This is a genomic window from Arthrobacter sp. BI5, from assembly GCF_056680065.1.
Map to the genome: position 1 here is coordinate 3,743,983 of NZ_CM155264.1, position 26,078 is coordinate 3,770,060.

At 62.8% G+C, this 26,078-nt stretch carries 11 protein-coding genes and 5 rRNA genes; 8 read left to right on the forward strand and 8 right to left on the reverse strand.

The features are described from left to right. Window positions 1-133: 133 nt before the first annotated feature. From AC1MED_RS17340 to AC1MED_RS17370, 7 genes are all read left to right on the forward strand, one after another. A complete protein-coding gene (locus AC1MED_RS17340) occupies window positions 134-1,126 on the forward strand; it encodes a hypothetical protein (protein ID WP_479784665.1) in 993 nt (330 codons plus the stop codon). Window positions 1,127-1,475: 349 nt separating this feature from the next. After that, entirely contained in the window at window positions 1,476-2,960 is a 1,485-nt protein-coding gene (locus AC1MED_RS17345; protein ID WP_479784667.1) for a fumarylacetoacetate hydrolase family protein, read from the forward strand. Continuing rightward, a complete protein-coding gene (locus tag AC1MED_RS17350) occupies window positions 2,957-3,637 on the forward strand; it encodes a GntR family transcriptional regulator (protein WP_479784669.1) in 681 nt (226 codons plus the stop codon). The genes AC1MED_RS17345 and AC1MED_RS17350 overlap by 4 nt, the downstream gene beginning before the upstream one ends. 10 nt (window positions 3,638-3,647) lie before the next feature. Further along, complete coding sequence (gene hpaE / locus AC1MED_RS17355) at window positions 3,648-5,162, forward strand: 5-carboxymethyl-2-hydroxymuconate semialdehyde dehydrogenase (RefSeq protein ID WP_346959329.1); 1,515 nt, start codon at window positions 3,648-3,650, stop codon at window positions 5,160-5,162. A gap of 35 nt (window positions 5,163-5,197) precedes the next feature. Beyond that, window positions 5,198-6,304 (forward strand): 3,4-dihydroxyphenylacetate 2,3-dioxygenase, encoded by a 1,107-nt coding sequence (gene hpaD, locus AC1MED_RS17360; RefSeq protein WP_479784670.1) that lies wholly within the window; start codon window positions 5,198-5,200, stop codon window positions 6,302-6,304. A gap of 2 nt (window positions 6,305-6,306) precedes the next feature. Beyond that, window positions 6,307-7,092 (forward strand): 2-oxo-hept-4-ene-1,7-dioate hydratase, encoded by a 786-nt coding sequence (gene hpaH, locus AC1MED_RS17365; RefSeq protein ID WP_479784671.1) that lies wholly within the window; start codon window positions 6,307-6,309, stop codon window positions 7,090-7,092. Beyond that, the gene (locus AC1MED_RS17370) at window positions 7,077-7,898 is read left to right on the forward strand and encodes an HpcH/HpaI aldolase family protein (protein WP_479784673.1); all 822 of its coding nucleotides are present in this window, start codon (window positions 7,077-7,079) and stop codon (window positions 7,896-7,898) included. Before hpaH ends, AC1MED_RS17370 begins: the two co-directional genes overlap by 16 nt. A 29-nt stretch (window positions 7,899-7,927) precedes the next feature. Here the strand turns inward: AC1MED_RS17370 and AC1MED_RS17375 are convergent, their stop codons facing one another. The 6 genes from AC1MED_RS17375 to AC1MED_RS17400 all read right to left on the reverse strand — a co-directional run bounded on the left by AC1MED_RS17375 (window position 7,928) and on the right by AC1MED_RS17400 (window position 18,307). After that, window positions 7,928-9,910 (reverse strand): NHL domain-containing thioredoxin family protein, encoded by a 1,983-nt coding sequence (locus tag AC1MED_RS17375; RefSeq protein WP_479784675.1) that lies wholly within the window; start codon window positions 9,908-9,910, stop codon window positions 7,928-7,930. Continuing rightward, window positions 9,910-12,063 carry a bifunctional copper resistance protein CopD/cytochrome c oxidase assembly protein gene (locus AC1MED_RS17380; RefSeq protein WP_479784677.1) on the reverse strand — a complete coding sequence of 718 codons (2,154 nt, stop codon included), beginning with the start codon at window positions 12,061-12,063 and terminating at the stop codon, window positions 9,910-9,912. Before AC1MED_RS17380 ends, AC1MED_RS17375 begins: the two co-directional genes overlap by 1 nt. A gap of 110 nt (window positions 12,064-12,173) precedes the next feature. Further along, window positions 12,174-12,461, reverse strand: a complete 288-nt coding sequence (locus AC1MED_RS17385; protein ID WP_011776355.1) for an HU family DNA-binding protein — start codon at window positions 12,459-12,461, stop codon at window positions 12,174-12,176. Window positions 12,462-12,767: 306 nt separating this feature from the next. Continuing rightward, window positions 12,768-12,884 (reverse strand): 5S ribosomal RNA (gene rrf, locus AC1MED_RS17390). A 225-nt stretch (window positions 12,885-13,109) separates the two neighbouring features. Further along, window positions 13,110-16,233, reverse strand: a 23S ribosomal RNA gene (locus tag AC1MED_RS17395). Between the two features lie 547 nt (window positions 16,234-16,780). Continuing rightward, a 16S ribosomal RNA gene (locus AC1MED_RS17400) occupies window positions 16,781-18,307 on the reverse strand. The 16S, 23S and 5S rRNA genes sit together here, the layout of an rRNA operon. Window positions 18,308-18,989: 682 nt before the next feature. Between AC1MED_RS17400 and AC1MED_RS17405 the strand changes: the two genes are divergently transcribed. Further along, window positions 18,990-21,437 (forward strand): HAD-IC family P-type ATPase, encoded by a 2,448-nt coding sequence (locus tag AC1MED_RS17405; protein WP_479784678.1) that lies wholly within the window; start codon window positions 18,990-18,992, stop codon window positions 21,435-21,437. A gap of 778 nt (window positions 21,438-22,215) precedes the next feature. On the opposite strand, the gene rrf (AC1MED_RS17410) is transcribed toward AC1MED_RS17405, so the two are convergent. Both rrf (AC1MED_RS17410) and AC1MED_RS17415 read right to left on the reverse strand, forming a co-directional pair. Continuing rightward, window positions 22,216-22,332: ribosomal RNA gene (rrf, locus tag AC1MED_RS17410) — 5S ribosomal RNA — on the reverse strand. A gap of 232 nt (window positions 22,333-22,564) precedes the next feature. Next, window positions 22,565-25,688, reverse strand: a 23S ribosomal RNA gene (locus AC1MED_RS17415). Window positions 25,689-26,078 lie beyond the last annotated feature (390 nt).

Here is a 26,078-nt window from a genome sequence, read left to right on the forward strand (position 1 = left end):
CCGCACACCCGCCGGCCGTCCGGCCGTCCGCCGGTCCGCCGGTCCGCCGGTCCGCCGGTGATGGTGCCCATCACAGCGGGCGTCCTGAAGACCGGTAATCAACGGGCGTGCAGGTAACGTAAGGTACGTGCAGATGAGTCAGGCGTTGGTCAGGATTGCAGCCGTGTGGCTGTTGGGCCTGATGCTCGCCGTGGCCGGCGCCGTCGTCGCCATCAATCTGGTGAACAATTCGATCGCCAGCCCCCAGCAGCCCGTGCGCGAATATCTGGACGCGCTGCAGAAGGGCGAAGGCGAGAAGGCCCTGGGCCTGCTGAAAGCCTCCGTGCCGCAAAGCAACCCCGCGATGCTGGACGGCGAGGCGCTGAAGGCTGCGGCCGCGGGGATCTCGGATGTGAAATTCGGCAACGCGGAGGACCGGGGCGGCAACCAGGTTATGGTTCCGATGGACTACACCCTCGGCGGGAGCCGGTTGCACACCGAATTCCTGCTCCAGCGCTCCGGCACACAGTGGCTCTTTTTCCACGACTGGTCCTTCGTTCCGGCCGCGCTCCCGGTGCTGGATGTCACCGTCGTAAACTCGAACCAGGCCTCCCTTAACGGCGTTCCGGTGAACATGCCCAACGGCCGGAACACCTTTGCCGTGTTCTACCCCGGTGAGTACGAGGCGTCCTTGAACGGCAAGTTCTTCGCCGCCCCCGCGACCCGGGCAACGGTTTCCAGCCGGGACATGCCCTCGGCTCCGTTGAACCTGCTCACCCAGGCCACCGAGGGGCTCAAGGACGCCGTCACCGCCAAGGTCAAGGAGTTCCTGGATACCTGCGCGGCGCAGGCCGACAAACAGCAGCGGCTTCAGCCGGACTGCCCGTTCTACCACGCCACCAACAACCGGGTGGTGGACGGGACCATCGACTGGAGCATCGCCGACTACCCTGCCGTCAGCGTCGAGCCCTTCGGCGGCCGCTGGGTTGTCGCGCCGCTGGACGGCAAGGCTAGGATCAAGGCACGGCAGGTGGACCTCTTCACCGGGGCGGTCACGGAACTGAACACGGTCCATGATTTCAGCTTCACCACCCGGCTGGACATCGCCGGCGACTCGGTTAAGCTCACTCCGCAGCTGAGCAACTAGGGCCGCTGCCGGGGCGGCTGCCCAAACCGGCCGGCCGCTACGCCCAGCAGTCACACCTCGAAGTGGACTACCCAACGGGAACCTACGACGCCCGCCGTCGAGCCGTGTCACGGGGCGCAGCGTTCCTGCCCAGTTACTCGGCCCGCGGCCCCGCCTCCACGCAAGAACCCCGCGGCATTCCGGCGCATCCTGTGCGCGCAGAAGGTGCGGTCAGCAGCAACTGGGCAGGAGCGTCAGCACGGGTGTTCTTACACCCCAGGATCGCCGGTGCCCTTTAAAGGGGTTGACGATCCGCAGCTTATGAGCGATAGTCATCGTATATGATTTCGTACTCGATGAGGAGATATTCTTGGAACAGGTCACCGACCACACCCTGGCCGCGGCCCGCAAGGTCATCGCGGTGCATATCAACTACCCCAGCCGGGCAGCCCAGCGCGGCCGTACGCCGGAACAGCCTTCATACTTCCTGAAGCCATCGTCCTCCCTGACGGTCGGTTCGGCACAGGCACCCTCGACGGTGGAGCGTCCCGCCGACTGCGAACTCCTCGGCTATGAGGGCGAAATTGCTTTGATCATGGGCAAGCCCGCCCGGCGCGTGGGCCTCGAGGACGCCTGGAGCCATGTCCAGTGGGTCACGGCCAGCAATGACCTCGGCGTGTACGACCTCCGCTACGCAGACAAGGGCTCCAACCTCCGGTCCAAGGGCGGCGACGGCTTCACGCCCGTGGGCCCAGGCCTGATCGCTGCGGATGCCGTGGATCCCGCCGCATTGCGCATCCGCACCTGGCACAACGGCGCACTGGTCCAAGACGACACCACCCACGACCTGCTCTTCCCGTTCGCCCGGCTCGTGGCCGACCTCTCCCAGCTGCTCACCCTCGAAGAAGGGGACATCATCCTCACCGGCACCCCGGCCGGGGCCTCGGTCGCCACGCCAGGCGACGTCGTCGAGGTTGAAGTCAGCAGCGCTGACCTGACCACCGGACGGCTGGTCACCCGGGTGGCAGAAGGCACGACGCCGTTCGCGGACTTCGGCGCCCGGCCGAGGACGGATGACCTGCAACGGGAGGAAGCCTACGGTTCCCGCGAAGCGGCAGGGCTTCCTGCTCTGGCACCGGAGGCGCCGGCTCCTGTCCTGTCCCCGGAGCTGAAAGCGAAGCTGGAAAGCGTCTGCACCGCCACCCTGTCCTCCCAGCTGCGCAAGCGCGGACTGAACAACGTCAGCATCGACGGCCTCACCTCCACCCGCCCCGACAAGCGCATTGTCGGCCTGGCCCGGACCCTGCGCTACGTACCCAACCGCGAAGACCTCTTCAAGGTCCACGGCGGCGGGTTCAACGCCCAGAAGAAGGCGATCGACTCCGTCAATGAGGGGGAAATCCTCGTCATGGAGGCCCGCGGCGAAAAGGGCACCGGCACCATCGGCGACATCCTGGCCCTCCGGGCCCAGGTCCGCGGAGCAGCCGCCATCATCACCGACGGCGGCGTACGCGACTTCTCCGCCGTGGCCGCGATGGACATGCCCACCTACTATGCCAACCCGCACCCCGCGGTCCTGGGACGCCGGCACATCCCATGGGACACGGACATCACCATCGCCTGCGGCGGCACCACCGTGCAGCCCGGGGACATCATCGTGGCGGATTCCGACGGCATCCTGGTGATTCCGCCGGCCCTCGCCGAAGAACTCGCGGACGATTCCATCGCGCAGGAGCGTGAGGAAACGTTCATCGCCGAGATGGTGCAGCAGGGCCACAGCGTGGACGGCCTCTACCCGCTGAACGCCACATGGCGCGGCAAGTACGAGCAATGGGAAGCGGGGAAAACCCAATGACCGAGACAGTAACGGCCACGGGCGCAGGCACGCACGCAACCAGCAAATCCGAACGGGCCTACGCCTTCGTCAAAACTCGCATCGTCGAAGGCGCCTACTCCCCCGGCTACCGGCTGGTGCTCGCCAAGATCGCCGAGGACCTGGGCGTCAGCGTGGTGCCGGTGCGCGAGGCCATCCGCCGGCTCGAGGCGGAAGGCTTGGTGAAGTTCGAACGGAACGTCGGTGCCACGGTCGCCGGCATCGACCCCACCGAATTCCTATACACGATGCAGACGCTGAGCATCATCGAGGGTGCCGCCACAGCCCTTTCGGCTCCGCTGATCGGGCCGGCGGACGTGGCGCGTGCCAGGGCCGTGAACGCCGAGATGCGCGACTGCCTGAAACACTTCGATCCGGTCCGGTTCACGCAGCTGAACCAGGACTTCCACAGCGTCCTGTTCGAGCACTGCCCCAACCCGCACATCCTGGACCTGGTCCACCGGGGCTGGAACCGGCTGGCGTCGCTGCGGTCCTCCACATTCCGGTTCGTTCCCGGACGCGCCCACGAGTCCGTGGACGAACACGAGACGCTCCTGCAACTCATCGAGTCCGGCGCCGGCGCGGATGAGATCGAACGGTCCGCCCGCCTGCACCGATCCGCCACCCTGGACGCGTACCTCGCCCAAAGCAACAGTTAGGAAGACAACAATGACGTTCACTGCTCCTGTTACCACCACCCACTACATTCCGCAGGACCTGCCCACCCACATCCAGCACTACATCAACGGCGAGTTCGTTGACTCCGTGGGCGGGGCGACCTTCAACGTCCTGGACCCGGTATCCAACACCAACTACGCCACCGCGGCGGCCGGGCAGAAGGAAGACATCGACCTCGCCGTCTCCGCCGCCCGCGACGCGTTCACCAACGGCCCATGGCCGAAGATGAAGCCCCGCGAACGCGCCCGCGTCTTGAACAAGATCGCCGACGCCGTCGAAGCCCAGGAGGCCCGGCTTGCCGAGTTGGAGACCTTCGACACCGGCCTGCCCATCACCCAGGCCAAGGGCCAGGCGCTCCGCGCGGCCGAAAACTTCCGCTTCTTCGCGGACCTGATCGTGGCCCAGTTCGACGACGCCATGAAGGTCCCCGGCGCCCAGATCAACTACGTCAACCGCAAGCCGATCGGCGTCGCCGGCCTCATCACCCCCTGGAACACCCCCTTCATGCTGGAGTCCTGGAAGCTCGCCCCCGCGCTGGCCACCGGCAACACCGTGGTGCTCAAGCCGGCCGAGTTCACCCCGCTCTCCGCCTCGCTATGGGCGCAGATCTTCAAGGACGCCGGCCTTCCCGACGGCGTGTTCAATCTGGTCAATGGCCTGGGCGAGGAAGCCGGCGACGCCCTCGTGAAGCACCCGGACGTCCCGCTGATCTCCTTCACCGGCGAGACCACCACGGGGCAGACGATATTCCGCAACGCCGCGGCCAACCTCAAGGGCCTGTCCATGGAACTCGGCGGCAAGTCCCCGTGCGTTGTGTTCGCCGACGCCGACCTCGACGCCGCGATCGATTCCGCTCTCTTCGGGGTCTTTTCACTCAACGGCGAGCGCTGCACAGCGGGCTCCCGGATCCTGGTGGAGCGCGCCGTGTACGAGGAATTCTGCGACAAGTACGCCGCCCGGGCGAAGAACATCGTGGTCGGCGACCCGCACGACCCCAAGACAGAGGTGGGCGCCCTGGTCCACCCGGAGCACTACGCGAAGGTGGCCTCCTACGTGGAGATCGGCAAATCCGAGGGCCGGCTCCTGGCCGGCGGCGGACGTCCGGAGCACTTGCCCGAGGGCAACTACATCGCCCCGACGGTGTTCGCCGACGTCGCCCCGGACGCGCGGATCTTCCAGGAGGAGATCTTCGGCCCCGTCGTTGCCATCACCCCGTTCGACAGCGACGACGAAGCCCTCGCCTTGGCGAACAACACCAAGTACGGGCTGGCCGCCTACATCTGGACGCAGAACCTGACGCGGGCGCACAACTTCTCGCAGAACGTCGAGGCGGGCATGGTCTGGCTCAACAGCCACAACGTCCGGGACCTGCGCACTCCGTTCGGCGGGGTCAAGGCCTCCGGCTTGGGCCACGAGGGTGGCTACCGTTCGATTGATTTCTACACCGACCAGCAGGCTGTGCACATTACCCTCGGCACCGTCCACACCCCCAAGTTCGGCGCCTAACGGCGCTCACCCCCTTTCAACGAAGAGAGATTCCCATGACCAGCCAAGCTTCACAGCACAACTTCGTTTCCACCCCCACGGTCCCGGCGCCGGACATTGTCCGCTGCGCCTACATGGAGATCGTGGTCACCGACCTCGCCAAGTCCCGTGCCTTCTACGTGGACCTCCTAGGCCTGCACGTCACCGAGGAAGACGAGAACGCCATCTACCTGCGCACCCTCGAGGAGTTCATCCACCACAACCTGGTGCTCCGCAAGGGACCCATCGCCGCCGTCGCCGCCTTCGCCTACCGGGTGAAATCCCCGGCCGAGGTGGACGCCGCCGAGGCGTACTACAAGGAGCTGGGCTGCCGCACGGAACGCCGCAAGGACGGCTTCACCAAGGGCATCGGCGACTCGGTCCGCGTCGAGGACCCGCTGGGCTTCCCCTACGAGTTCTTCTACGAGGTGGAGCACGTGGAACGCCTCACCCAGCGCTACGACCTCTACTCCGCCGGCGAGCTGGTCCGGCTGGACCACTTCAACCAGGTCACCCCGGACGTCCCGCGCGGCCGCAAGTACCTCGAGGACCTCGGCTTCCGCGTCTCCGAGGACATCCAGGACTCCGAAGGCGTCACCTACGCCGCCTGGATGCACCGCAAGCAGACCGTGCACGACACCGCCCTGACCGGCGGCAACGGCCCGCGCATGCACCACGTCGCGTTCGCCACCCACGAAAAGCACAACATCATCCAGATCTGCGACAAGATGGGCGCCCTGCGCATCAGCGACCGGATCGAACGCGGCCCCGGCCGGCACGGCGTCTCCAACGCCTTCTACCTCTACATCCTGGACCCGGACGGGCACCGCGTGGAGATCTACACCCAGGACTACTACACCGGCGACCCGGACAACCCCACCATCACCTGGGACGTCCATGACAACCAGCGCCGCGACTGGTGGGGCAACCCGGTGGTCCCGTCCTGGTACACCGAGGCTTCCCTGGTGCTGGACCTCGACGGCAACCCGCAGCCCGTCGTCGTCCGCGAGGAAAAGAGCGAAATGGCCGTGACCGTGGGTGCCGACGGCTTCTCCTACACCCGCAAGGAAGAGGACGGCCACACCGGGGACAAGACCGGCTTCAAGCTCGGCGCGCAGCTGTAGCCATGCTGGACGCCAAGACGATCGAGGCCATCGCCGACGAATTGCTGGAAGCCGGCCGCAGCCGGACACCGGTCGCCCGCCTGACATCCCGCCACCCGGACATGACCGTGGAGGACTCCTACGCCGTGCAGCAGCTGTGGCGCCGGCGCAACGAGGAGGCCGGCCGGAAGCTGGTGGGCCGCAAGATCGGCCTGACTTCCAAGGCCATGCAGGCGGCCACCGGCATCACCGAACCGGACTACGGCGCCATCTTCGATGACATGGTGCTCGAGACCGGTTGCGCGGTGCAGTGGGACCGGTATACCCACCCCCGCGTGGAAGTGGAGCTGGCTTTTGTGCTGAAGAAGGACTTGTCCGGACCCGGTTGCACCATCTTCGACGTCCTGAACGCCACCGACTACGTGGTGCCGGCCCTCGAGATCCTGGACTCCAGGATCGAAATGGAGGGCCGTACCATCGTGGACACCATCGCGGACAACGCGGCGATGGGCGCCATGGTGGTGGGCGGCACTCCCGTCCGTCCCGACGCCGTGGACCTGCGCTGGGTCTCCGCCATCCTCTACAAGAACCAGACCGTCGAGGAAACCGGCGTGGCGGCAGGGGTCCTGGACCACCCGGCCGCCGGGGTCCACTGGCTCGCAAACAAGATTGCCGCGCACGGTGACGGCATGAGGGCCGGGGACATCATCCTGGCCGGCTCGTTCACCCGGCCCCTGTGGGTTTACCAGGGTGATACCGTCCACGCCGACTATGGACCCCTGGGGAGCATCACATGCCGTTTCGAGTAGAACCCGGTCCCACCTTCCGGGACGCCCTGCACGACCAAACGGGCGCTGCCGCCCGCCCCCTGGCGGGGATGTGGGTGTGCTCAGGCAGCCCTCTGGTGGCGGAGATCTGCGCCGGTTCCGGACTGGACTGGCTCCTGATCGACGCCGAGCACAGCCCCAACGGCCTGGAGTCCATCCTCGCCCAGCTCCAAGCCGTGAATGGCTACCCGGTCCAGGTGATGGTCCGGCCTCCGGTGAACGACACCGTGCTGATCAAGCAGTACCTGGACCTCGGCGCCCAAAACCTGCTGATCCCCATGGTGAACTCGGCTGCCGAGGCGCGGGCCGCCGTGGCCGCCACCCGTTACCCGCCCGAAGGAGTCCGCGGCGTGGGCTCCGCGCTGGCCCGCGCATCCCGCTGGAACCGGGTCCCGGGTTATCTGGCCGGGGCCGCCGGCACCGTCAGCGTCACCGTCCAGATTGAATCCGTCGCGGCCGTCGAGGCCGTGGAGGCAATCCTGGCCGTCGCCGGCGTGGACGCCATCTTCCTGGGGCCCTCGGACCTCGCCGCGTCCATGGGCCTGCTGGGACAGCAGGAACACCCCGAAGTGCGGGCCGCCGTCGAACACTGCCTGTCCGCTGCCACGGCGGCCGGCAAGCCGGCAGGCGTCAACGCCTTCAACCCCGACACCGCTCGCCACTACCTCAGCCTCGGCGCCGACTTCATTCTGGTGGGCGCCGACGTCTCCCTTCTCGCAAGAGGTTCCGAAGCCCTCGCCGCCCAATACATCCAGCCAGCTGACGGCGGCTCCCCCGCCAGCTACTGATTCGCTTCTCCTCAGCGCAGTCGGGCGCTTTAGTCCATGCCGCGCAGGTCCAGGACCAGCTCGGTGTCACCGTCGGCCTGCAACACCACGGGGATGCCCCAGTCCTGCTGGTACAGGTGGCACGCTGCGTGGTCCGGGATCTCGCCATCCGCGTCCGCGGGGCCGTCGCAGGCCGCAGCGCGGGCAGTAATGTGCAGCACGCCCTCGGGGACGTCCGAGGCAAGTTCCAGGGTGCGGAGCAGGCCCACCGAGGTCCCGCCGCCGGCCACCAGCAGCTCCGGCGGGGTGGATGAGATCTTCAGTTGCGTCGGGTCGCCCCAGCGGTCGTCCAGCTTCTGCCCGGTCGGGGCGGTGAACCGGACCGTCAAGGACAGCAGCCCGGGGGCAACGGGGCTCTTGGGCCGATGCGTCTGCGCTGCCCCCTCGTCCACCTGCTGGGCTTCCTTGGGAATGGGCACGTAGACGAGCTGGTGCTTGTTCGCCTCCACCACCACCAGCAGCGGCTCGGAGCCGGCCACGTGGGTGTGGTCCACGATGACGTCCGAGGGTTCGGACAGCCCGCGCGCGAGCGTGGACACCGTCCCCGAGGCCGGGTCGTAGCGGCGGACCGCACCGTTATAGGTGTCCGCGATCGCCACCGAGCCGTCCGGCAGCACCGTCACGCCCAGCGGGTGCTGCAGCCGGGCCTCGGCGGCCGGGCCGTCGCGGAAACCGAAGTCGAACAGGCCCTTGCCGACGGCCGACTCGACCGTGATGGCGCCGGAGTCGGAGATCACGAGCTTGCGCAGTGCCGACGTCTCCGAGTCCGCGACCCAGATGTTGCCGTCCGCGTCTTCGGCGAGGCCGGAGGACTGGGCGAACCAGGCTTCCGCGGCCGGGCCGTCGAGCAGCCCCTCGAGGCCGTTCCCGGCGATGATGGACACGGCGCCGGTGACCGGGTCGAAGCTGAAGATCTGGTGCACGCCGGCCATGGCCACCACGACGGCGTTGAGCTTGCTGGACCAGACGACGTCCCAGGGCGAGCTCAGCGAGACCTGCAGCGGGTCCGCTTCGAGCCGGGTGCCGTAGGCGGCGCCCTCCTCGTCCACGCGGGCCGGACCGGTTTCGAGCAGCCGCTGCACCCCGTTCCCGGCGAGGGTGCTGGCGGTACCGTCCGTGAGGGAGAGCCCGCGCAGCCGGTGGTTAACCGAGTCGGCGATCACGACGTCGTAGCCGGCCTTCGCGGCCACGTCCGCCGGCAACAGCACCAGGCCTTGCGGTTCGTTGAAGCGGGCGTCCGCGGCGCCGCCGTCGGCGTAGCCCTTCTCCCCCGACCCGTACGTGCCCAAGACGGTCTGGAAGTCGGTGGAGAGCTCCACCAGGCGGTGGTGTCCGGTGTCGGTGACCAGCCAGGAGCCGGCGTCGGACTCCGGCCCGGCGTCTCCCGCAGCGGCGGAACCGCCGCGGCCGGCCGGAAGGTACAGGGCCTTGCCGGGGAACCGCAGCGTGCCCGACGTCGGTTCCGGGGCCACGTAGGGGCCGTCACCGCGGTGCAGGGTGCCCTTCGCCTCGTGCTCGGCAATCAGCTCGGGGATGAGGACGGCCAGGCCGTCCGCGTGGCCTTCGCCGGAGAGGTGCGCGACGATGTAGCCCTCGGGGTCGATGACCACCAGGGTGGGCCACGCGCGGGCGGTGTAGGCCTTCCAGGTGTCCAGTTCCGGGTCGTCCAGCACCGGGTGGTGGATTTCGTACCGCTCCACGGCGGCGGCCAGAGCGACCGGATCCGCCTCGTGCTCGAACTTGGGCGAGTGCACGCCAACCGTCACCAGGACGTCGGAGTACTGCTGCTCCAGCGGGCGCAGTTCGTCCAGGACGTGCAGGCAGTTGATGCAGCAGAAGGTCCAGAAATCCAGCAACACGATCTTGCCGCGGAGGGATTCAAGGTCCAGGGATTTGCCGCCGGTGTTCAGCCAGCCCCGGCCTACGAGTTCGGAGGCCCGGACCCGGTGGTGGGTGCGTACGGTTTCGCTCATCAGCGTCCTTCCAGCTTTGAATTGCGTTCTGCCAGCTTCGCGTCGCGTTGTGCGAGCTGGGCAAACATATGGTTGTAAGCGGTGAGATCGGCGTCGTTATTCCTGTCCGCTGCCCGGTCGGTGCGTTTGGACTCGCGCGCATCGGAGCGGGACCACATCACCGCGACGCCGATCGCCACCAGCAGGGTGGGTACTTCGCCGATCCCCCAGGCCACCGCGCCGCCCATCTGCTGGTCGAGCAGGGCCGACGGGCCCCAGGTCCGGCCCAGATTGCCGAAGTAGTCGGCGGCCAGCAGCCCGGTGCCGCCCATAATGGCGACACCGAAGAAGGCGTGGAAGCCCATGGTGGCCAGCAGGAGCAGCAGCCGCATCGGGTACGGGGCCCGCCGGGGCAACGGGTCGGTGCCGATCATGGTCAGCACGAAGATGTAGCCGGTCAGGGCGAAGTGCAGGTTCATCAGCTCGTGTCCCACGTGGTCGCGCATGGCGTAGCCGAAGGCGTCCGAGTAGTAGAACAGCACAATGGAACCGGCAAAGTTTGCGGCGGCAAACAGCGGGTGCGTGACGAGTTGCGAGAACTCGGAGTGCACAAAGACCAGCAGCCATTCCCGGGGTCCGCGGGAGCTGTCCTGCCGCGGAGTCAGAGCCCGCAGCGCGAGCGTGACCGGCGCGCCCAGGACCAGGAAAATGGGCGCCACCATGGTCAGCGCCATGTGGTCCACCATGTGTGCGGAGAACAGCACCCGGCCGTAGACCGATGGCGGGCCGGACGTCACGTAGGTGAGGACCACCAGTCCGATCACCCAGTTGACGGTGCGGAACCAGGACCAGGAGTCACCGCGCCGGCGCACCTTGCGGATGCCCAGGAAGTAGGACACCAGGCCGAAGACCGCGACGGCGACCCAGAGCCAGTCGAGCCGCCACTCGGTGAGCCAGCGCTGCGGGGTCAGTTCCGGAGGCAGTTCGTAGCCGGAGAGGATGAAGGCCGGCGACGCGTCCGGGGCGAACGTGGTGGGCTGCGGCGGCGCGGAACGGCCCAGCGCGACGGCGATTCCCGACGTCGCGCCCATGATCAGCAGCTCCACGAGTACCAGCTGCCACAGCACCCGGCGTGCGGACAGGCCGACACCCTTGGCGCCCAGCTGCGGGATCACCCACCGCCGGTGCATCAGACCGATGCCGCCGAGGATCAGTGCCGCTGCCGTCTTGGCCAGGATGAGCTGGCCGTACGGGGACCCGAAAAGGTCGGCCCAGCTGGAGACCCTGATGCTGGCGTTGATCACGCCGGAGGCGAAGACCAAAGCGAAGGCGAAGCCGGCCAGGGACGAGAAGCGGCGGAAGGTGGGCTCGGTAATGTCCGGGGCGCCCTTGGCCCCGGGGGCCGGCGCTGCGGCCAGGACACCGGAGAGGAGGGCAAGGACGACGATGCCTCCCACCCAGGCCGAGACGCCCACGAGGTGTAGGCCCAGGGAGTTGATGGCGCCTTCGTGGTCGTTCGAGCTGGCTGAGTGGCCTATCAGCGCCGCCGGCACCAGTCCCGCCATGGCAAGGACCAGGATGAGGGCAAGCGCTCCCCTCGACCGGACGCCGAACAGGGCGGTGGTGGCTACCGCGGCGATGATGACCACCGCCAGCCAGGCCCGCCCGGTGTCGATGTCGGTCATGAAGTAGACCAGGGACTTGGTGAATTCAGGGTCCCCGGAAACCGCCTGACCCGCAATATCTGAGTAGCTCAGCACCAGCACCGCGACGGCAGAAATCGTCCAGGTGACGCCCGCGACGGCGGCGATGGCCAGTGCGCGGGTGAACGCGGGATGTTCCGGGGCGTCCTTGTCCTTGGACCGGCGGCCGGAGAGGTTCCGCGGCAGGATTCCGACGGCGAAAATGAGGCCGCCGATCACGGTGGCGAGGGAGACGTTGTGGACAGCCTTGCTGATGGGAAGCCCCCAGCGGACCAGCGCTCCCGGATCCGAGACCGCGCGGGCACCTGCCGCCCCGGAGAAGAGCATCGCAGCCACCAGCCCGAAGAACAACGCAGCCAGCCCGGCCAACTGCCAGGGACGGGAGATTCCCGGCGTTCCGGCACCGGTGCCAAGCGCTCCCCCCGTTGAGGTGGGCGCTGCTGAGGTTCGGGGTTTTGCTGCTGAAGGCACAACTCCATTGTCCGCTACGGCCGCCTACGCGCCGAATCCGTCCGATGGCGCTTAACGCAAAGGAGCGGCAACCCAACGGGTTGCCGCTCCTTTCAAGCGTGAGAAGAAGACTACTTCTTCTTGGCGACTGCAGCCTTCAGCTTGGAGCCGGCGGTCAGCTTGACGCTGTGGCCAGCGGCAATCTGGATGGTCTCGCCGGTCTGCGGGTTGCGGCCGGTGCGGGCGGCGCGGTCGGTGCGCTCGACAGCGAGCCAGCCCGGGATGGTGATCTTTTCGCCCGCGGCGACAGAGGTCTCGAAAACCTCGAACAGTGCATCGAGCACGGAGTTGACGGCTGCCTGGCTGGTGCCGGCCTTGCCAGCTACCTCTGCAACAAGTTCACTACGGTTCTTAGCCATTTATGTCCTCCTGGACGGTTCTAATTTCTGAAGCCTGTACGCGGCATGCGTACAAGCCACTCTTCGAAAACTTACCAGCTTGGCGGCCTTGAGGCGGCAAATTCCGCGTGTTTTCGCCCTTTTTCGGGAAAAAATCGGGGTTTCGGGGGCTTTCGAGGCCCTTTTCAGCCGTCAGCGGAAGGCCCGATCCTGCGGGGAGTGCCCCGGCCCACGGCAGCGAGCCCGCGCAGCTGCGGCTTCGGTGGTTTGGGGGTTAAAGGGGGAGAGCCTCCAACCTGGTGGTTGGAGGCTCTCGACCTAATGTATGTCCGGCGGTGACCTACTCTCCCACACCCTCCCGGGTGCAGTACCATCGGCGCTGTGGGTCTTAGCTTCCGGGTTCGGAATGGGACCGGGCGTTTCCCCCACGCTATGACCGCCGTAACCCTTGCTCCGCACCCCTGGTTCCGCTTGTGCGGGGTTCCGTGGGTGGGAAATCTGTGGTTACAACTTCCTGCCCCTGGGGGCAGTGTGGTGTTGTTATTCAGTTTTGGTTCCTCAACAACGGGTTTGTTGTTTGGGAACCACATAGTGGACGCAAGCAGTCTTGTTTCTTTGTACTCCTCCCTGGTGTGAACGTCTTTTGAATCCGTTCACGAAGAAGAGTGTGTGGTGTAAGTTATCGGCCTATTAGTACCGGTCAGCTTCACGAGTCGTTAGTCCTCGCTTCCACATCCGGCCTATCAACCCAGTGGTCTGGCTGGGGGCCTCTCACACACAAGGTGTATGGAAATCTCATCTCGAAGCGAGCTTCCCGCTTAGATGCTTTCAGCGGTTATCCCATCCGAACGTAGCTAATCAGCGGTGCACTTGGCAGTACAACTGACACACCAGAGGTTCGTCCGTCCCGGTCCTCTCGTACTAAGGACAGCCCTTCTCAAATTTCCTGCGCGCGCAGCGGATAGGGACCGAACTGTCTCACGACGTTCTAAACCCAGCTCGCGTACCGCTTTAATGGGCGAACAGCCCAACCCTTGGGACCTACTCCAGCCCCAGGATGCGACGAGCCGACATCGAGGTGCCAAACCATGCCGTCGATATGGACTCTTGGGCAAGATCAGCCTGTTATCCCCGAGGTACCTTTTATCCGTTGAGCGACGGCCATTCCACAATGTACCGCCGGATCACTAGTCCCGACTTTCGTCCCTGCTCGAGATGTCTCTCTCACAGTCAAGCTCCCTTGTGCACTTACACTCGACACCTGATTGCCAACCAGGCTGAGGGAACCTTTGGGCGCCTCCGTTACTTTTTAGGAGGCAACCGCCCCAGTTAAACTACCCATCAGGCACTGTCCCTGACCCGGATTACGGGCCGAAGTTAGATGTCCAAAGTGACCAGAGTGGTATTTCAACGATGACTCCACCCGAACTGGCGTCCGGGCTTCAACGTCTCCCACCTATCCTACACAAGCCACTCCGAACACCAATACCAAACTATAGTAAAGGTCTCGGGGTCTTTCCGTCCTGCTGCGCGTAACGAGCATCTTTACTCGTACTGCAATTTCGCCGAGTTTATGGTTGAGACAGCGGGGAAGTCGTTACTCCATTCGTGCAGGTCGGAACTTACCCGACAAGGAATTTCGCTACCTTAGGATGGTTATAGTTACCACCGCCGTTTACTGGGGCTTAAATTCTCAGCTTCGCCTTGCGGCTAACCGGTCCTCTTAACCTTCCAGCACCGGGCAGGAGTCAGTCCGTATACATCGTCTTGCGACTTCGCACGGACCTGTGTTTTTAGTAAACAGTCGCTTCCCCCTGGTCTCTGCGGCCCCTGCACGCTCCGGACAGCAAGTGTCCATCACGATAGGGGCCCCCCTTCTCCCGAAGTTACGGGGGCATTTTGCCGAGTTCCTTAACCATAATTCTCTCGATCGCCTTAGTATTCTCTACCTGATCACCTGTGTCGGTTTGGGGTACGGGCGGCTAAAACCTCGCGTCGATGCTTTTCTAGGCAGCATAGGATCACCGAATCCCCCCATACGGGGGTCCCGTCGGGTCTCAGGCATCATGAACGGCGGATTTGCCTACCGTTCGCCCTACATCCTTAGACCGGGACAACCATCGCCCGGCTCGGCTACCTTCCTGCGTCACACCTGTTAATACGCTTGCCTCCCAGGTTTCGGTCCCGCGCTCCACCAAAACCCTTCACCCACAAGGGGTGTCGGGCAGGTCTCGGGCGGTTAGTATCCCCTGTTCAGCATGGGCGGTTTTTCGCCGGTACGGGAATATCAACCCGTTGTCCATCGACTACGCCTGTCGGCCTCGCCTTAGGTCCCGACTTACCCAGGGCAGATTAGCTTGACCCTGGAACCCTTGATCATTCGGCGGACGGGTTTCTCACCCGTCTTTCGCTACTCATGCCTGCATTCTCACTCGTGTAGGCTCCACCGCTGGTTTACACCGCGACTTCACTGCCCACACGACGCTCCCCTACCCATCCAGACGCCTGAACCACAAGGGCTTAGCTAATATCTGAATGCCACAACTTCGGCGGTGTACTTGAGCCCCGCTACATTGTCGGCGCGGAATCACTTGACCAGTGAGCTATTACGCACTCTTTTAAGGATGGCTGCTTCTAAGCCAACCTCCTGGTTGTCTTCGCAACTCCACATCCTTTCCCACTTAGCACACGCTTAGGGGCCTTAGTTGGTGGTCTGGGCTGTTTCCCTCTCGACTATGAAGCTTATCCCCCACAGTCTCACTGCTGCGCTCTCACTTACCGGCATTCGGAGTTTGGCTGACGTCAGTAACCTTGTAGGGCCCATTAGCCATCCAGTAGCTCTACCTCCGGTAAGAAACACGCAACGCTGCACCTAAATGCATTTCGGGGAGAACCAGCTATCACGAAGTTTGATTGGCCTTTCACCCCTACCCACAGCTCATCCCCTCCATTTTCAACTGAAGTGGGTTCGGTCCTCCACGACGTCTTACCGTCGCTTCAACCTGGCCATGGGTAGATCACTTCGCTTCGGGTCTAGATCACGCCACTGCAACGCCCTGTTCAGACTCGCTTTCGCTACGGCTTCCCCACACGGGTTAACCTCGCGACGTAACACTAACTCGCAGGCTCATTCTTCAAAAGGCACGCCGTCACAGCTACAAGGCTGCTCCGACGGATTGTAAGCACACGGTTTCAGGTACTGTTTCACTCCCCTCCCGGGGTACTTTTCACCTTTCCCTCACGGTACTGGTCCGCTATCGGTCATTAGGGAGTATTTAGGCTTATCAGGTGGTCCTGACAGATTCGCACGGGATTTCTCGGGCCCCGTGCTACTTGGGATACTTCCCAGGCGGCACACTACATTTCGGTTACGGGGCTCACACCCTCTCTGGCCGGCCTTTCAAGACCGTTCACCTATGCACATGCTCTCACCCCACTGTCCCGGCAGAGACAGAACGGAAAGTCCCACAACCCCGACCATGCAACGCCCGCCGGCTATCACACATGGAACGGTTTAGCCTGATCCGCGTTCGCTCGCCACTACTAACGGAATCACTATTGTTTTCTCTTCCTGCGGGTACTGAGATGTTTCACTTCCCCGCGTTCCCTCCACGCACCCTATGTGTTCAGATGCGGGTCACCAGATCACTCGCGCGTCTGGCGGGGTTTCCCCATTCGGACACCCTGGGATCACAGTCCGGTTATCGACTCCCCCAGGCTTATCGCAGATTCCTACGTCCTTCTTCGGCTCCTAATGCCAAGGCATCCACCGTGTGCTCTTAAAAACTTGACCACAAAAGATCAAGGAGTAATTTCGAGAGAACCACAGAAACCAACCCCGCACCCAAAAGGGCACGGAACCAGATCCAGGTTCATATTCTTGGAAATTGCTTCTTATAAAAGATGCTCGCGTCCACTATGTAGTTCTCAAACAACAACCCCATACCACACACCCCACACACCCCAACCCCCGAAAGGACCGATCAGTGCATGTTCGCTGCAGCCGGGAAACCAGAAACACAAGTCCCACACCCCGCACCCCGGACACCCTCCGAAAAGGAAGACACCCAGGCCACAGGCCATGGTCCTGTTGTCTCAGGACCCAACAGTGTGCCAAACACTAAACCGCACCAGCCCCGCCCCCGCCGTTCCAGGACACCCTGCTCCACAAGAGAGCAGCACATCCGTACTGGGCAAGGACAAAACCATGCGGCCGCTATTTGCTGATATTCCACCCGTGAGCACCCGCCGCAGAACAATCGTCTGCGCAACGGGCGTACTCCTGACAACACCACCACACAGGCATAACGCCCGGCAGGGTTGTTGTAGGTGCTCCTTAGAAAGGAGGTGATCCAGCCGCACCTTCCGGTACGGCTACCTTGTTACGACTTAGTCCCAATCGCCAGTCCCACCTTCGACAGCTCCCTCCCACAAGGGGTTAGGCCACCGGCTTCGGGTGTTACCAACTTTCGTGACTTGACGGGCGGTGTGTACAAGGCCCGGGAACGTATTCACCGCAGCGTTGCTGATCTGCGATTACTAGCGACTCCGACTTCATGGGGTCGAGTTGCAGACCCCAATCCGAACTGAGACCGGCTTTTTGGGATTAGCTCCACCTCACAGTATCGCAACCCTTTGTACCGGCCATTGTAGCATGCGTGAAGCCCAAGACATAAGGGGCATGATGATTTGACGTCGTCCCCACCTTCCTCCGAGTTGACCCCGGCAGTCTCCCATGAGTCCCCGCCATTACGCGCTGGCAACATGGAACGAGGGTTGCGCTCGTTGCGGGACTTAACCCAACATCTCACGACACGAGCTGACGACAACCATGCACCACCTGTGAACCGGCCCCAAAGGGGAAGGACTGTTTCCAGCCCGGTCCGGTCCATGTCAAGCCTTGGTAAGGTTCTTCGCGTTGCATCGAATTAATCCGCATGCTCCGCCGCTTGTGCGGGCCCCCGTCAATTCCTTTGAGTTTTAGCCTTGCGGCCGTACTCCCCAGGCGGGGCACTTAATGCGTTAGCTACGGCGCGGAAAACGTGGAATGTCCCCCACACCTAGTGCCCAACGTTTACGGCATGGACTACCAGGGTATCTAATCCTGTTCGCTCCCCATGCTTTCGCTCCTCAGCGTCAGTTAATGCCCAGAGACCTGCCTTCGCCATCGGTGTTCCTCCTGATATCTGCGCATTTCACCGCTACACCAGGAATTCCAGTCTCCCCTACATCACTCTAGTCTGCCCGTACCCACCGCAGATCCGGAGTTGAGCCCCGGACTTTCACGGCAGACGCGACAAACCGCCTACGAGCTCTTTACGCCCAATAATTCCGGATAACGCTTGCGCCCTACGTATTACCGCGGCTGCTGGCACGTAGTTAGCCGGCGCTTCTTCTGCAGGTACCGTCACTTTCGCTTCTTCCCTACTGAAAGAGGTTTACAACCCGAAGGCCGTCATCCCTCACGCGGCGTCGCTGCATCAGGCTTGCGCCCATTGTGCAATATTCCCCACTGCTGCCTCCCGTAGGAGTCTGGGCCGTGTCTCAGTCCCAGTGTGGCCGGTCACCCTCTCAGGCCGGCTACCCGTCGTCGCCTTGGTGAGCCATTACCTCACCAACAAGCTGATAGGCCGCGAGTCCATCCAAAACCACAATAAAGCTTTCCACCCCCCACCATGCGATGAGGAGTCATATCCGGTATTAGACCCAGTTTCCCAGGCTTATCCCAGAGTTAAGGGCAGGTTACTCACGTGTTACTCACCCGTTCGCCACTAATCCCCGGTGCAAGCACCGGATCATCGTTCGACTTGCATGTGTTAAGCACGCCGCCAGCGTTCATCCTGAGCCAGGATCAAACTCTCCGTTGAAGAAAAACAGACACAACCAGGAACCACGGGAAAACGCGGAGACCCGGCTGCACAAAATTTGAAACCAGCTGTAAAAACCATGCCATCCACGGGGTGGACAACACAGCCAAAACAACCAATCAATAAAACAATTGGTATCAACAAACTTGGCACACTATTGAGTTCTCAAACAACAGACACACCCGGCACCACCCAAACCCAACGGTCAAGGATCGCTCCGGAGCAACTTTTCAAACTTACCCGGTCTCGACTTCCGAAGCAAATCCGACTTCCCGGACCAACATCAGCAGACGAACCAGCCCCACCAATATTCCTTAGCGATTGAAGCGCCGAAAGAACCTGGTTTTGAATTTTTTGGGGGATTGGCCGCCTCCGGTCCTTCAGCGTTTCCGCTGTTCTCCCTCGTGGCGACTTAGAAAACAATACACCCAGTCGGCCGTAACCGCAAACCTGCTCCGGAACTGCGCCGGGGGCGGTGCAGCCGACCCTGAAACTGCCCGCAAACCAGCATCCATGGCCCCTCACCACCGCCGGGAGCGCGAGACCACCAGCGAAGCCGCCGTCGCGAGGGGCTGTAAGCCCCATAACTTTGTACCGCCACTGCGGATACCATCAGGGGGTGAGGGCACACGGCCGGCGCCAGTTAGCAGTCCCGTCCCATCGGCGTGTGTCCGGGCCGGCTGTGAACGGGCTTTCGCAACACGACGTCACCGCCCGCATCGAAAGCGGGCTCGACAACCGGGTCCCGGACAAGACGAGCCGGAGCCTGTGGCAGATCTTCCGCGCCAACGTCCTGACGCTCTTCAACGCAATCGTCGGCACGAGCTTCCTCGTGTTGCTGCTGCTGGGCCGCTGGCAGGATGCACTCTTCGGGCTCGCGGCCCTGGGAAACGCGGTAATCGGCGTGGTCCAGGAATTCCGCGCCAAAAGGTCCCTGGACCGCCTCGCTGTACTGGACGCCCCGCGTGCCCGGGTGCTGCGCGAGGGCCAGATTCAGGAAATCGCAACCGCCGACGTCGTCCGCGACGATGTCCTGGTCCTGCGCGCCGGCGACCAGGTGACGGCGGACGCTGCAGTGCTCGAAGCCGCGGGCCTTGAAGCCGATGAGTCCCTTCTCACCGGCGAATCGGATCCCGTTGACAAGGACACCGGATCGGACGTGCTGTCGGGTTCCATCATTGTGGCTGGCCACGGCAAGGCGCGGGTGGTGCGCGTAGGTGCCGAGTCGTTCGCCAGCCGTCTCACGGCTGATGCCCGAAGGTTCTCGCTCGTCAATTCTGAGATCCGCAACAGCCTCAACCGGGTGCTCCGCTGGATTGCCTGGGCCATCCTGCCGGTCGCAGTCCTTGTGGTGAACGGCGAGCTGCAGGCACGGGGCGGCTGGCAGGACGCGATCGCCACCGGCACTTGGGCGGAAGCTTTGGTCGGCGTCATCGCCAGCGTCATCGCCATGGTGCCGTTGGGTCTCGTCTTGCTGACCAGCGTCGCGTTCGCCGTCGGGGGCCTCAGGCTCGCCGGCCACAAGGTGTTGATCCAGGAGCTCGCGGCCGTCGAAGGGCTCGCACGCGTTGACGTCCTGTGCATGGACAAAACCGGCACCCTAACCGAGGGAGGACTCAGGTTCGACGCGGTCCACCAGCTGACCGGCGCGCCCGATCCGGGCTGGCAGCAGGCCCTCGGCTGGTTCGCCTCCGAACCCGAGGCGAACACGACCGCACGGAGCCTCGGCACTGCGTTTGAGGACGACGGCGGATTCCAGTCAATCTCGTACGTTCCGTTCTCCTCCTCCCGAAAGTGGAGCGGAGTGACCTTTGGCGGGAGCAACGGGTCCACCCCCACGTGGATTCTGGGCGCGCCGGAAATGATCCTTGCTCCGGGAGACCGCACTCCGCCGCTGCCGGCATTCCGGCCGGAAGCGGGTTCCGCCGCCGCCGCTACGTCCCGGGCGCTGGACTCCGACCACGCCGGCGTCCTGGCACAAGCCGGCGAGCTGGCCGGCGCCGGTCTTCGGACATTGCTCTTGGCCGGGGCGGACGGGCTGCCGGGGTCCGGCAAGACGGCCACACTGCCGGACGGACTCCGGCCCGTCGCCCTCTTGACGTTCCGGGAACAACCCCGCACGGACGCCCGCGAAACCCTGGAGTTCTTCCGCGCCGAGGGCGTTGAGTTGAAGATTATTTCCGGGGATGATCCGCGGACTGTCGCTGCCATTGCGCGGCGCGTTGGCCTCGAGGTCAGCGAGGGCTTTGACGCGCGCTCCTTGCCTGAGGACCCCCTGCTGCTCGAGCAAGTGATGGAGGCCAACACTGTGTTTGGCCGAGTCAGCCCCGATCAGAAGAAGGACATGGTTGCCGCCCTTCAGCGACGCGGGCACACCGTGGCCATGACCGGCGACGGGGTCAACGACGCTCTGGCCCTCAAGACGGCCGACTTGGGCATAGCCATGGATTCCGCGGCGCCGGCCACGAAGGCGGTGGCACGTCTGGTCCTCCTCGATGGCCGCTTCGACCGGCTTCCGGAAGTGCTGGCGGAGGGTCGGCGAGTGATCGCCAACATAGAACGCGTGTCCAGCCTCTTCCTCAGCAAGACAGCATATTCGATTGCCATAGCCGTCAGTTTCGGGCTGCTGCAGTGGCAGTTTCCGTTCCTCCCCCGGCAGCTGTCCTTTACCGACGGCCTGACGATCGGAATCCCTGCGTTCTTCCTGGCACTGATGCCGAACACCCGGCGGTACAAACCTGGATTCCTCCGGCGTGCCCTCTGGTTCTCCGTGCCGGCGGGGCTCGTCGTCGCGGGCTCGCTGCTCGTGCTCAACGCGATCGCGACTACCGCCATGGTCCCCGAGCCGGCGCCGGACGCTGTTCGTTCCGCCTCCGTCCTCACGCTTTCTATCGTGGGGCTCTGGATCCTTGCCGTGGTCTCCCGGCCGCTCAACGCCGGCCGGGTTGGGGTGTTGGGCGCCATGTGCGTGGCCCTTGTTGCTTTGTTCAACCTCCCTCTCGCGCAGGACTTCTTCATCCTCTCCTGGCCGCCATCCGAGCTCCTGCTCCCGGCACTGGTTGCCGGCGCCGTCGGAGGACTCGCCATAGAACTCCTCGCGTGGCTGCATAGCCGGAAATTTCCGCGCTGACCGGCCGACGGCATTGGATCGGTTGGGGAATACGCACACTTCCTCTCGGCTCCCCGCCCGGCTCGAGTCGGGTGAGCTTGCCTTCGTCGGCTGGCCGGGTCGTGCTGGAGCTTCCGAGTCTCCTGCGAGCAGCGGCAAGCGACCGCGATCGTCTCGGCCCACTCGAATGCCGCCGCCCACCGGCGTGGCACGCCCCTCCCCAACCCTCCCGCAGTTTTGACACTCTTCCCCAGGACGCTCCCGCACTTGTGGCCGGCTCCAGCCCGACGCTCCCGCACTTTTGACCGGCTTCAGCCCGACGCTCCCGCACTTTTGGCCGCCCTAACGCCGACGCCCCGGCAATTGCTGCGTGACGGCGGCCATCGTCTGTAGGGCGTACGGGAGTTTTAGTCTCCGACAGCGCTCCTTCATTGAATGCCGGTTGTGCGGGAGGGTCGATCCGATCCGCGTCAGTTCTGCGGGAGGGTTGTTTGCTTGCCGGCGGGATCTGCGGGAGCGTTGTTGGCTTACCGGCAGGATCTGCGGGAGCGTCGCGATCATTGGCGTCAGTACTGCGGGAGCGTTGTTGGCTTACCGGCAGGATCTGCGGGAGCGTCGCGATCATTGGCGTCAGTACTGCGGGAGCGTTGTTGGCTTACCGGCAGGATCTGCGGGAGGGTTCTCATTTTGGGCGCCGGTTGTGCGGGAGGGTCCGGTGTTCGCTCCCGGCAGCGGTGCGTGTGGGGTGTTAAAGAGCTCAGGCCCCGACACGTGGTGTCGGGGCCTGGCTGTAATGGTTGTCCGGCGGTGACCTACTCTCCCACACCCTCCCGGGTGCAGTACCATCGGCGCTGTGGGTCTTAGCTTCCGGGTTCGGAATGGGACCGGGCGTTTCCCCCACGCTATGACCGCCGTAACCCTTGCTCCGCACCCCGGGTTCTGTGAAGGACCCCTGGGTGGGAAATCTGTGGTTACAACATCCTGCCCCTGCGGGCAGTGTGGTGTTGTTATTCAGTTTTGGTTCCTCAACAACGTGCCCGTGGCGGGTTTGTTGTTTGGGAACCACATAGTGGACGCAAGCAGTCTTGTTTCTTTGTACTCCTCCGCTGGTGTGAACGTCTTTTGAATCCGTTCACGAAGAAGAGTGTGTGGTGTAAGTTATCGGCCTATTAGTACCGGTCAGCTTCACGAGTCGTTAGTCCTCGCTTCCACATCCGGCCTATCAACCCAGTGGTCTGGCTGGGGGCCTCTCACACACAAGGTGTATGGAAATCTCATCTCGAAGCGAGCTTCCCGCTTAGATGCTTTCAGCGGTTATCCCATCCGAACGTAGCTAATCAGCGGTGCACTTGGCAGTACAACTGACACACCAGAGGTTCGTCCGTCCCGGTCCTCTCGTACTAAGGACAGCCCTTCTCAAATTTCCTGCGCGCGCAGCGGATAGGGACCGAACTGTCTCACGACGTTCTAAACCCAGCTCGCGTACCGCTTTAATGGGCGAACAGCCCAACCCTTGGGACCTACTCCAGCCCCAGGATGCGACGAGCCGACATCGAGGTGCCAAACCATGCCGTCGATATGGACTCTTGGGCAAGATCAGCCTGTTATCCCCGAGGTACCTTTTATCCGTTGAGCGACGGCCATTCCACAATGTACCGCCGGATCACTAGTCCCGACTTTCGTCCCTGCTCGAGATGTCTCTCTCACAGTCAAGCTCCCTTGTGCACTTACACTCGACACCTGATTGCCAACCAGGCTGAGGGAACCTTTGGGCGCCTCCGTTACTTTTTAGGAGGCAACCGCCCCAGTTAAACTACCCATCAGGCACTGTCCCTGACCCGGATTACGGGCCGAAGTTAGATGTCCAAAGTGACCAGAGTGGTATTTCAACGATGACTCCACCCGAACTGGCGTCCGGGCTTCAACGTCTCCCACCTATCCTACACAAGCCACTCCGAACACCAATACCAAACTATAGTAAAGGTCTCGGGGTCTTTCCGTCCTGCTGCGCGTAACGAGCATCTTTACTCGTACTGCAATTTCGCCGAGTTTATGGTTGAGACAGCGGGGAAGTCGTTACTCCATTCGTGCAGGTCGGAACTTACCCGACAAGGAATTTCGCTACCTTAGGATGGTTATAGTTACCACCGCCGTTTACTGGGGCTTAAATTCTCAGCTTCGCCTTGCGGCTAACCGGTCCTCTTAACCTTCCAGCACCGGGCAGGAGTCAGTCCGTATACATCGTCTTGCGACTTCGCACGGACCTGTGTTTTTAGTAAACAGTCGCTTCCCCCTGGTCTCTGCGGCCCCTGCACGCTCCGGACAGCAAGTGTCCATCACGATAGGGGCCCCCCTTCTCCCGAAGTTACGGGGGCATTTTGCCGAGTTCCTTAACCATAATTCTCTCGATCGCCTTAGTATTCTCTACCTGATCACCTGTGTCGGTTTGGGGTACGGGCGGCTAAAACCTCGCGTCGATGCTTTTCTAGGCAGCATAGGATCACCGAATCCCCCCATACGGGGGTCCCGTCGGGTCTCAGGCATCATGAACGGCGGATTTGCCTACCGTTCGCCCTACATCCTTAGACCGGGACAACCATCGCCCGGCTCGGCTACCTTCCTGCGTCACACCTGTTAATACGCTTGCCTCCCAGGTTTCGGTCCCGCGCTCCACCAAAACCCTTCACCCACAAGGGGTGTCGGGCAGGTCTCGGGCGGTTAGTATCCCCTGTTCAGCATGGGCGGTTTTTCGCCGGTACGGGAATATCAACCCGTTGTCCATCGACTACGCCTGTCGGCCTCGCCTTAGGTCCCGACTTACCCAGGGCAGATTAGCTTGACCCTGGAACCCTTGATCATTCGGCGGACGGGTTTCTCACCCGTCTTTCGCTACTCATGCCTGCATTCTCACTCGTGTAGGCTCCACCGCTGGTTTACACCGCGACTTCACTGCCCACACGACGCTCCCCTACCCATCCAGACGCCTGAACCACAAGGGCTTAGCTAATATCTGAATGCCACAACTTCGGCGGTGTACTTGAGCCCCGCTACATTGTCGGCGCGGAATCACTTGACCAGTGAGCTATTACGCACTCTTTTAAGGATGGCTGCTTCTAAGCCAACCTCCTGGTTGTCTTCGCAACTCCACATCCTTTCCCACTTAGCACACGCTTAGGGGCCTTAGTTGGTGGTCTGGGCTGTTTCCCTCTCGACTATGAAGCTTATCCCCCACAGTCTCACTGCTGCGCTCTCACTTACCGGCATTCGGAGTTTGGCTGACGTCAGTAACCTTGTAGGGCCCATTAGCCATCCAGTAGCTCTACCTCCGGTAAGAAACACGCAACGCTGCACCTAAATGCATTTCGGGGAGAACCAGCTATCACGAAGTTTGATTGGCCTTTCACCCCTACCCACAGCTCATCCCCTCCATTTTCAACTGAAGTGGGTTCGGTCCTCCACGACGTCTTACCGTCGCTTCAACCTGGCCATGGGTAGATCACTTCGCTTCGGGTCTAGATCACGCCACTGCAACGCCCTGTTCAGACTCGCTTTCGCTACGGCTTCCCCACACGGGTTAACCTCGCGACGTAACACTAACTCGCAGGCTCATTCTTCAAAAGGCACGCCGTCACAGCTACAAGGCTGCTCCGACGGATTGTAAGCACACGGTTTCAGGTACTGTTTCACTCCCCTCCCGGGGTACTTTTCACCTTTCCCTCACGGTACTGGTCCGCTATCGGTCATTAGGGAGTATTTAGGCTTATCAGGTGGTCCTGACAGATTCGCACGGGATTTCTCGGGCCCCGTGCTACTTGGGATACTTCCCAGGCGGCACACTACATTTCGGTTACGGGGCTCACACCCTCTCTGGCCGGCCTTTCAAGACCGTTCACCTATGCACATGCTCTCACCCCACTGTCCCGGCAGAGACAGAACGGAAAGTCCCACAACCCCGACCATGCAACGCCCGCCGGCTATCACACATGGAACGGTTTAGCCTGATCCGCGTTCGCTCGCCACTACTAACGGAATCACTATTGTTTTCTCTTCCTGCGGGTACTGAGATGTTTCACTTCCCCGCGTTCCCTCCACGCACCCTATGTGTTCAGATGCGGGTCACCAGATCACTCGCGCGTCTGGCGGGGTTTCCCCATTCGGACACCCTGGGATCACAGTCCGGTTATCGACTCCCCCAGGCTTATCGCAGATTCCTACGTCCTTCTTCGGCTCCTAATGCCAAGGCATCCACCGTGTGCTCTTAAAAACTTGACCACAAAAGATCAAGGAGTAATTTCGAGAGAACCACAGAAACCAACCACACCCAACAACACCACCCAAGGGTGACACCATCACGCGCAGCCAGATCCAGGTTCATATTCTTGGAAATTGCTTCTTATAAAAGATGCTCGCGTCCACTATGTAGTTCTCAAACAACAACCCCATACCACACACCCCACACACCCCAACCCCCGAAAGGACCGATCAGTGCATGTTCGCTGCAGCCGGGAAACCAGAAACACAAGTCCCACACCCCGCACCCCCAACCCCCAAAAGGAGAAGAACGCGCAGGCCATGGTCCTGTTGTCTCAGGACCCAACAGTGTGCCAAACACTAAACCGCACCAACCCCGCCCCCGCCGTTCCAGGACACCCTGCTCCACAA

Bases quoted from the DNA above. Each gene is read 5' to 3' on its own strand.
- AC1MED_RS17340 (WP_479784665.1), top strand. From the start codon at position 134: ATGAGTCAGGCGTTGGTCAGGATTGCAGCCGTGTGGCTGTTGGGCCTG.
- AC1MED_RS17350 (WP_479784669.1), top strand. From the start codon at position 2,957: ATGACCGAGACAGTAACGGCCACGGGCGCAGGCACGCACGCAACCAGC.
- hpaE (WP_346959329.1), top strand. From the start codon at position 3,648: ATGACGTTCACTGCTCCTGTTACCACCACCCACTACATTCCGCAGGAC.
- hpaD (WP_479784670.1), top strand. From the start codon at position 5,198: ATGACCAGCCAAGCTTCACAGCACAACTTCGTTTCCACCCCCACGGTC.
- hpaH (WP_479784671.1), top strand. From the start codon at position 6,307: ATGCTGGACGCCAAGACGATCGAGGCCATCGCCGACGAATTGCTGGAA.
- AC1MED_RS17370 (WP_479784673.1), top strand. From the start codon at position 7,077: ATGCCGTTTCGAGTAGAACCCGGTCCCACCTTCCGGGACGCCCTGCAC.
- AC1MED_RS17375 (WP_479784675.1), bottom strand. From the start codon at position 9,910: ATGAGCGAAACCGTACGCACCCACCACCGGGTCCGGGCCTCCGAACTC.
- AC1MED_RS17385 (WP_011776355.1), bottom strand. From the start codon at position 12,461: ATGGCTAAGAACCGTAGTGAACTTGTTGCAGAGGTAGCTGGCAAGGCC.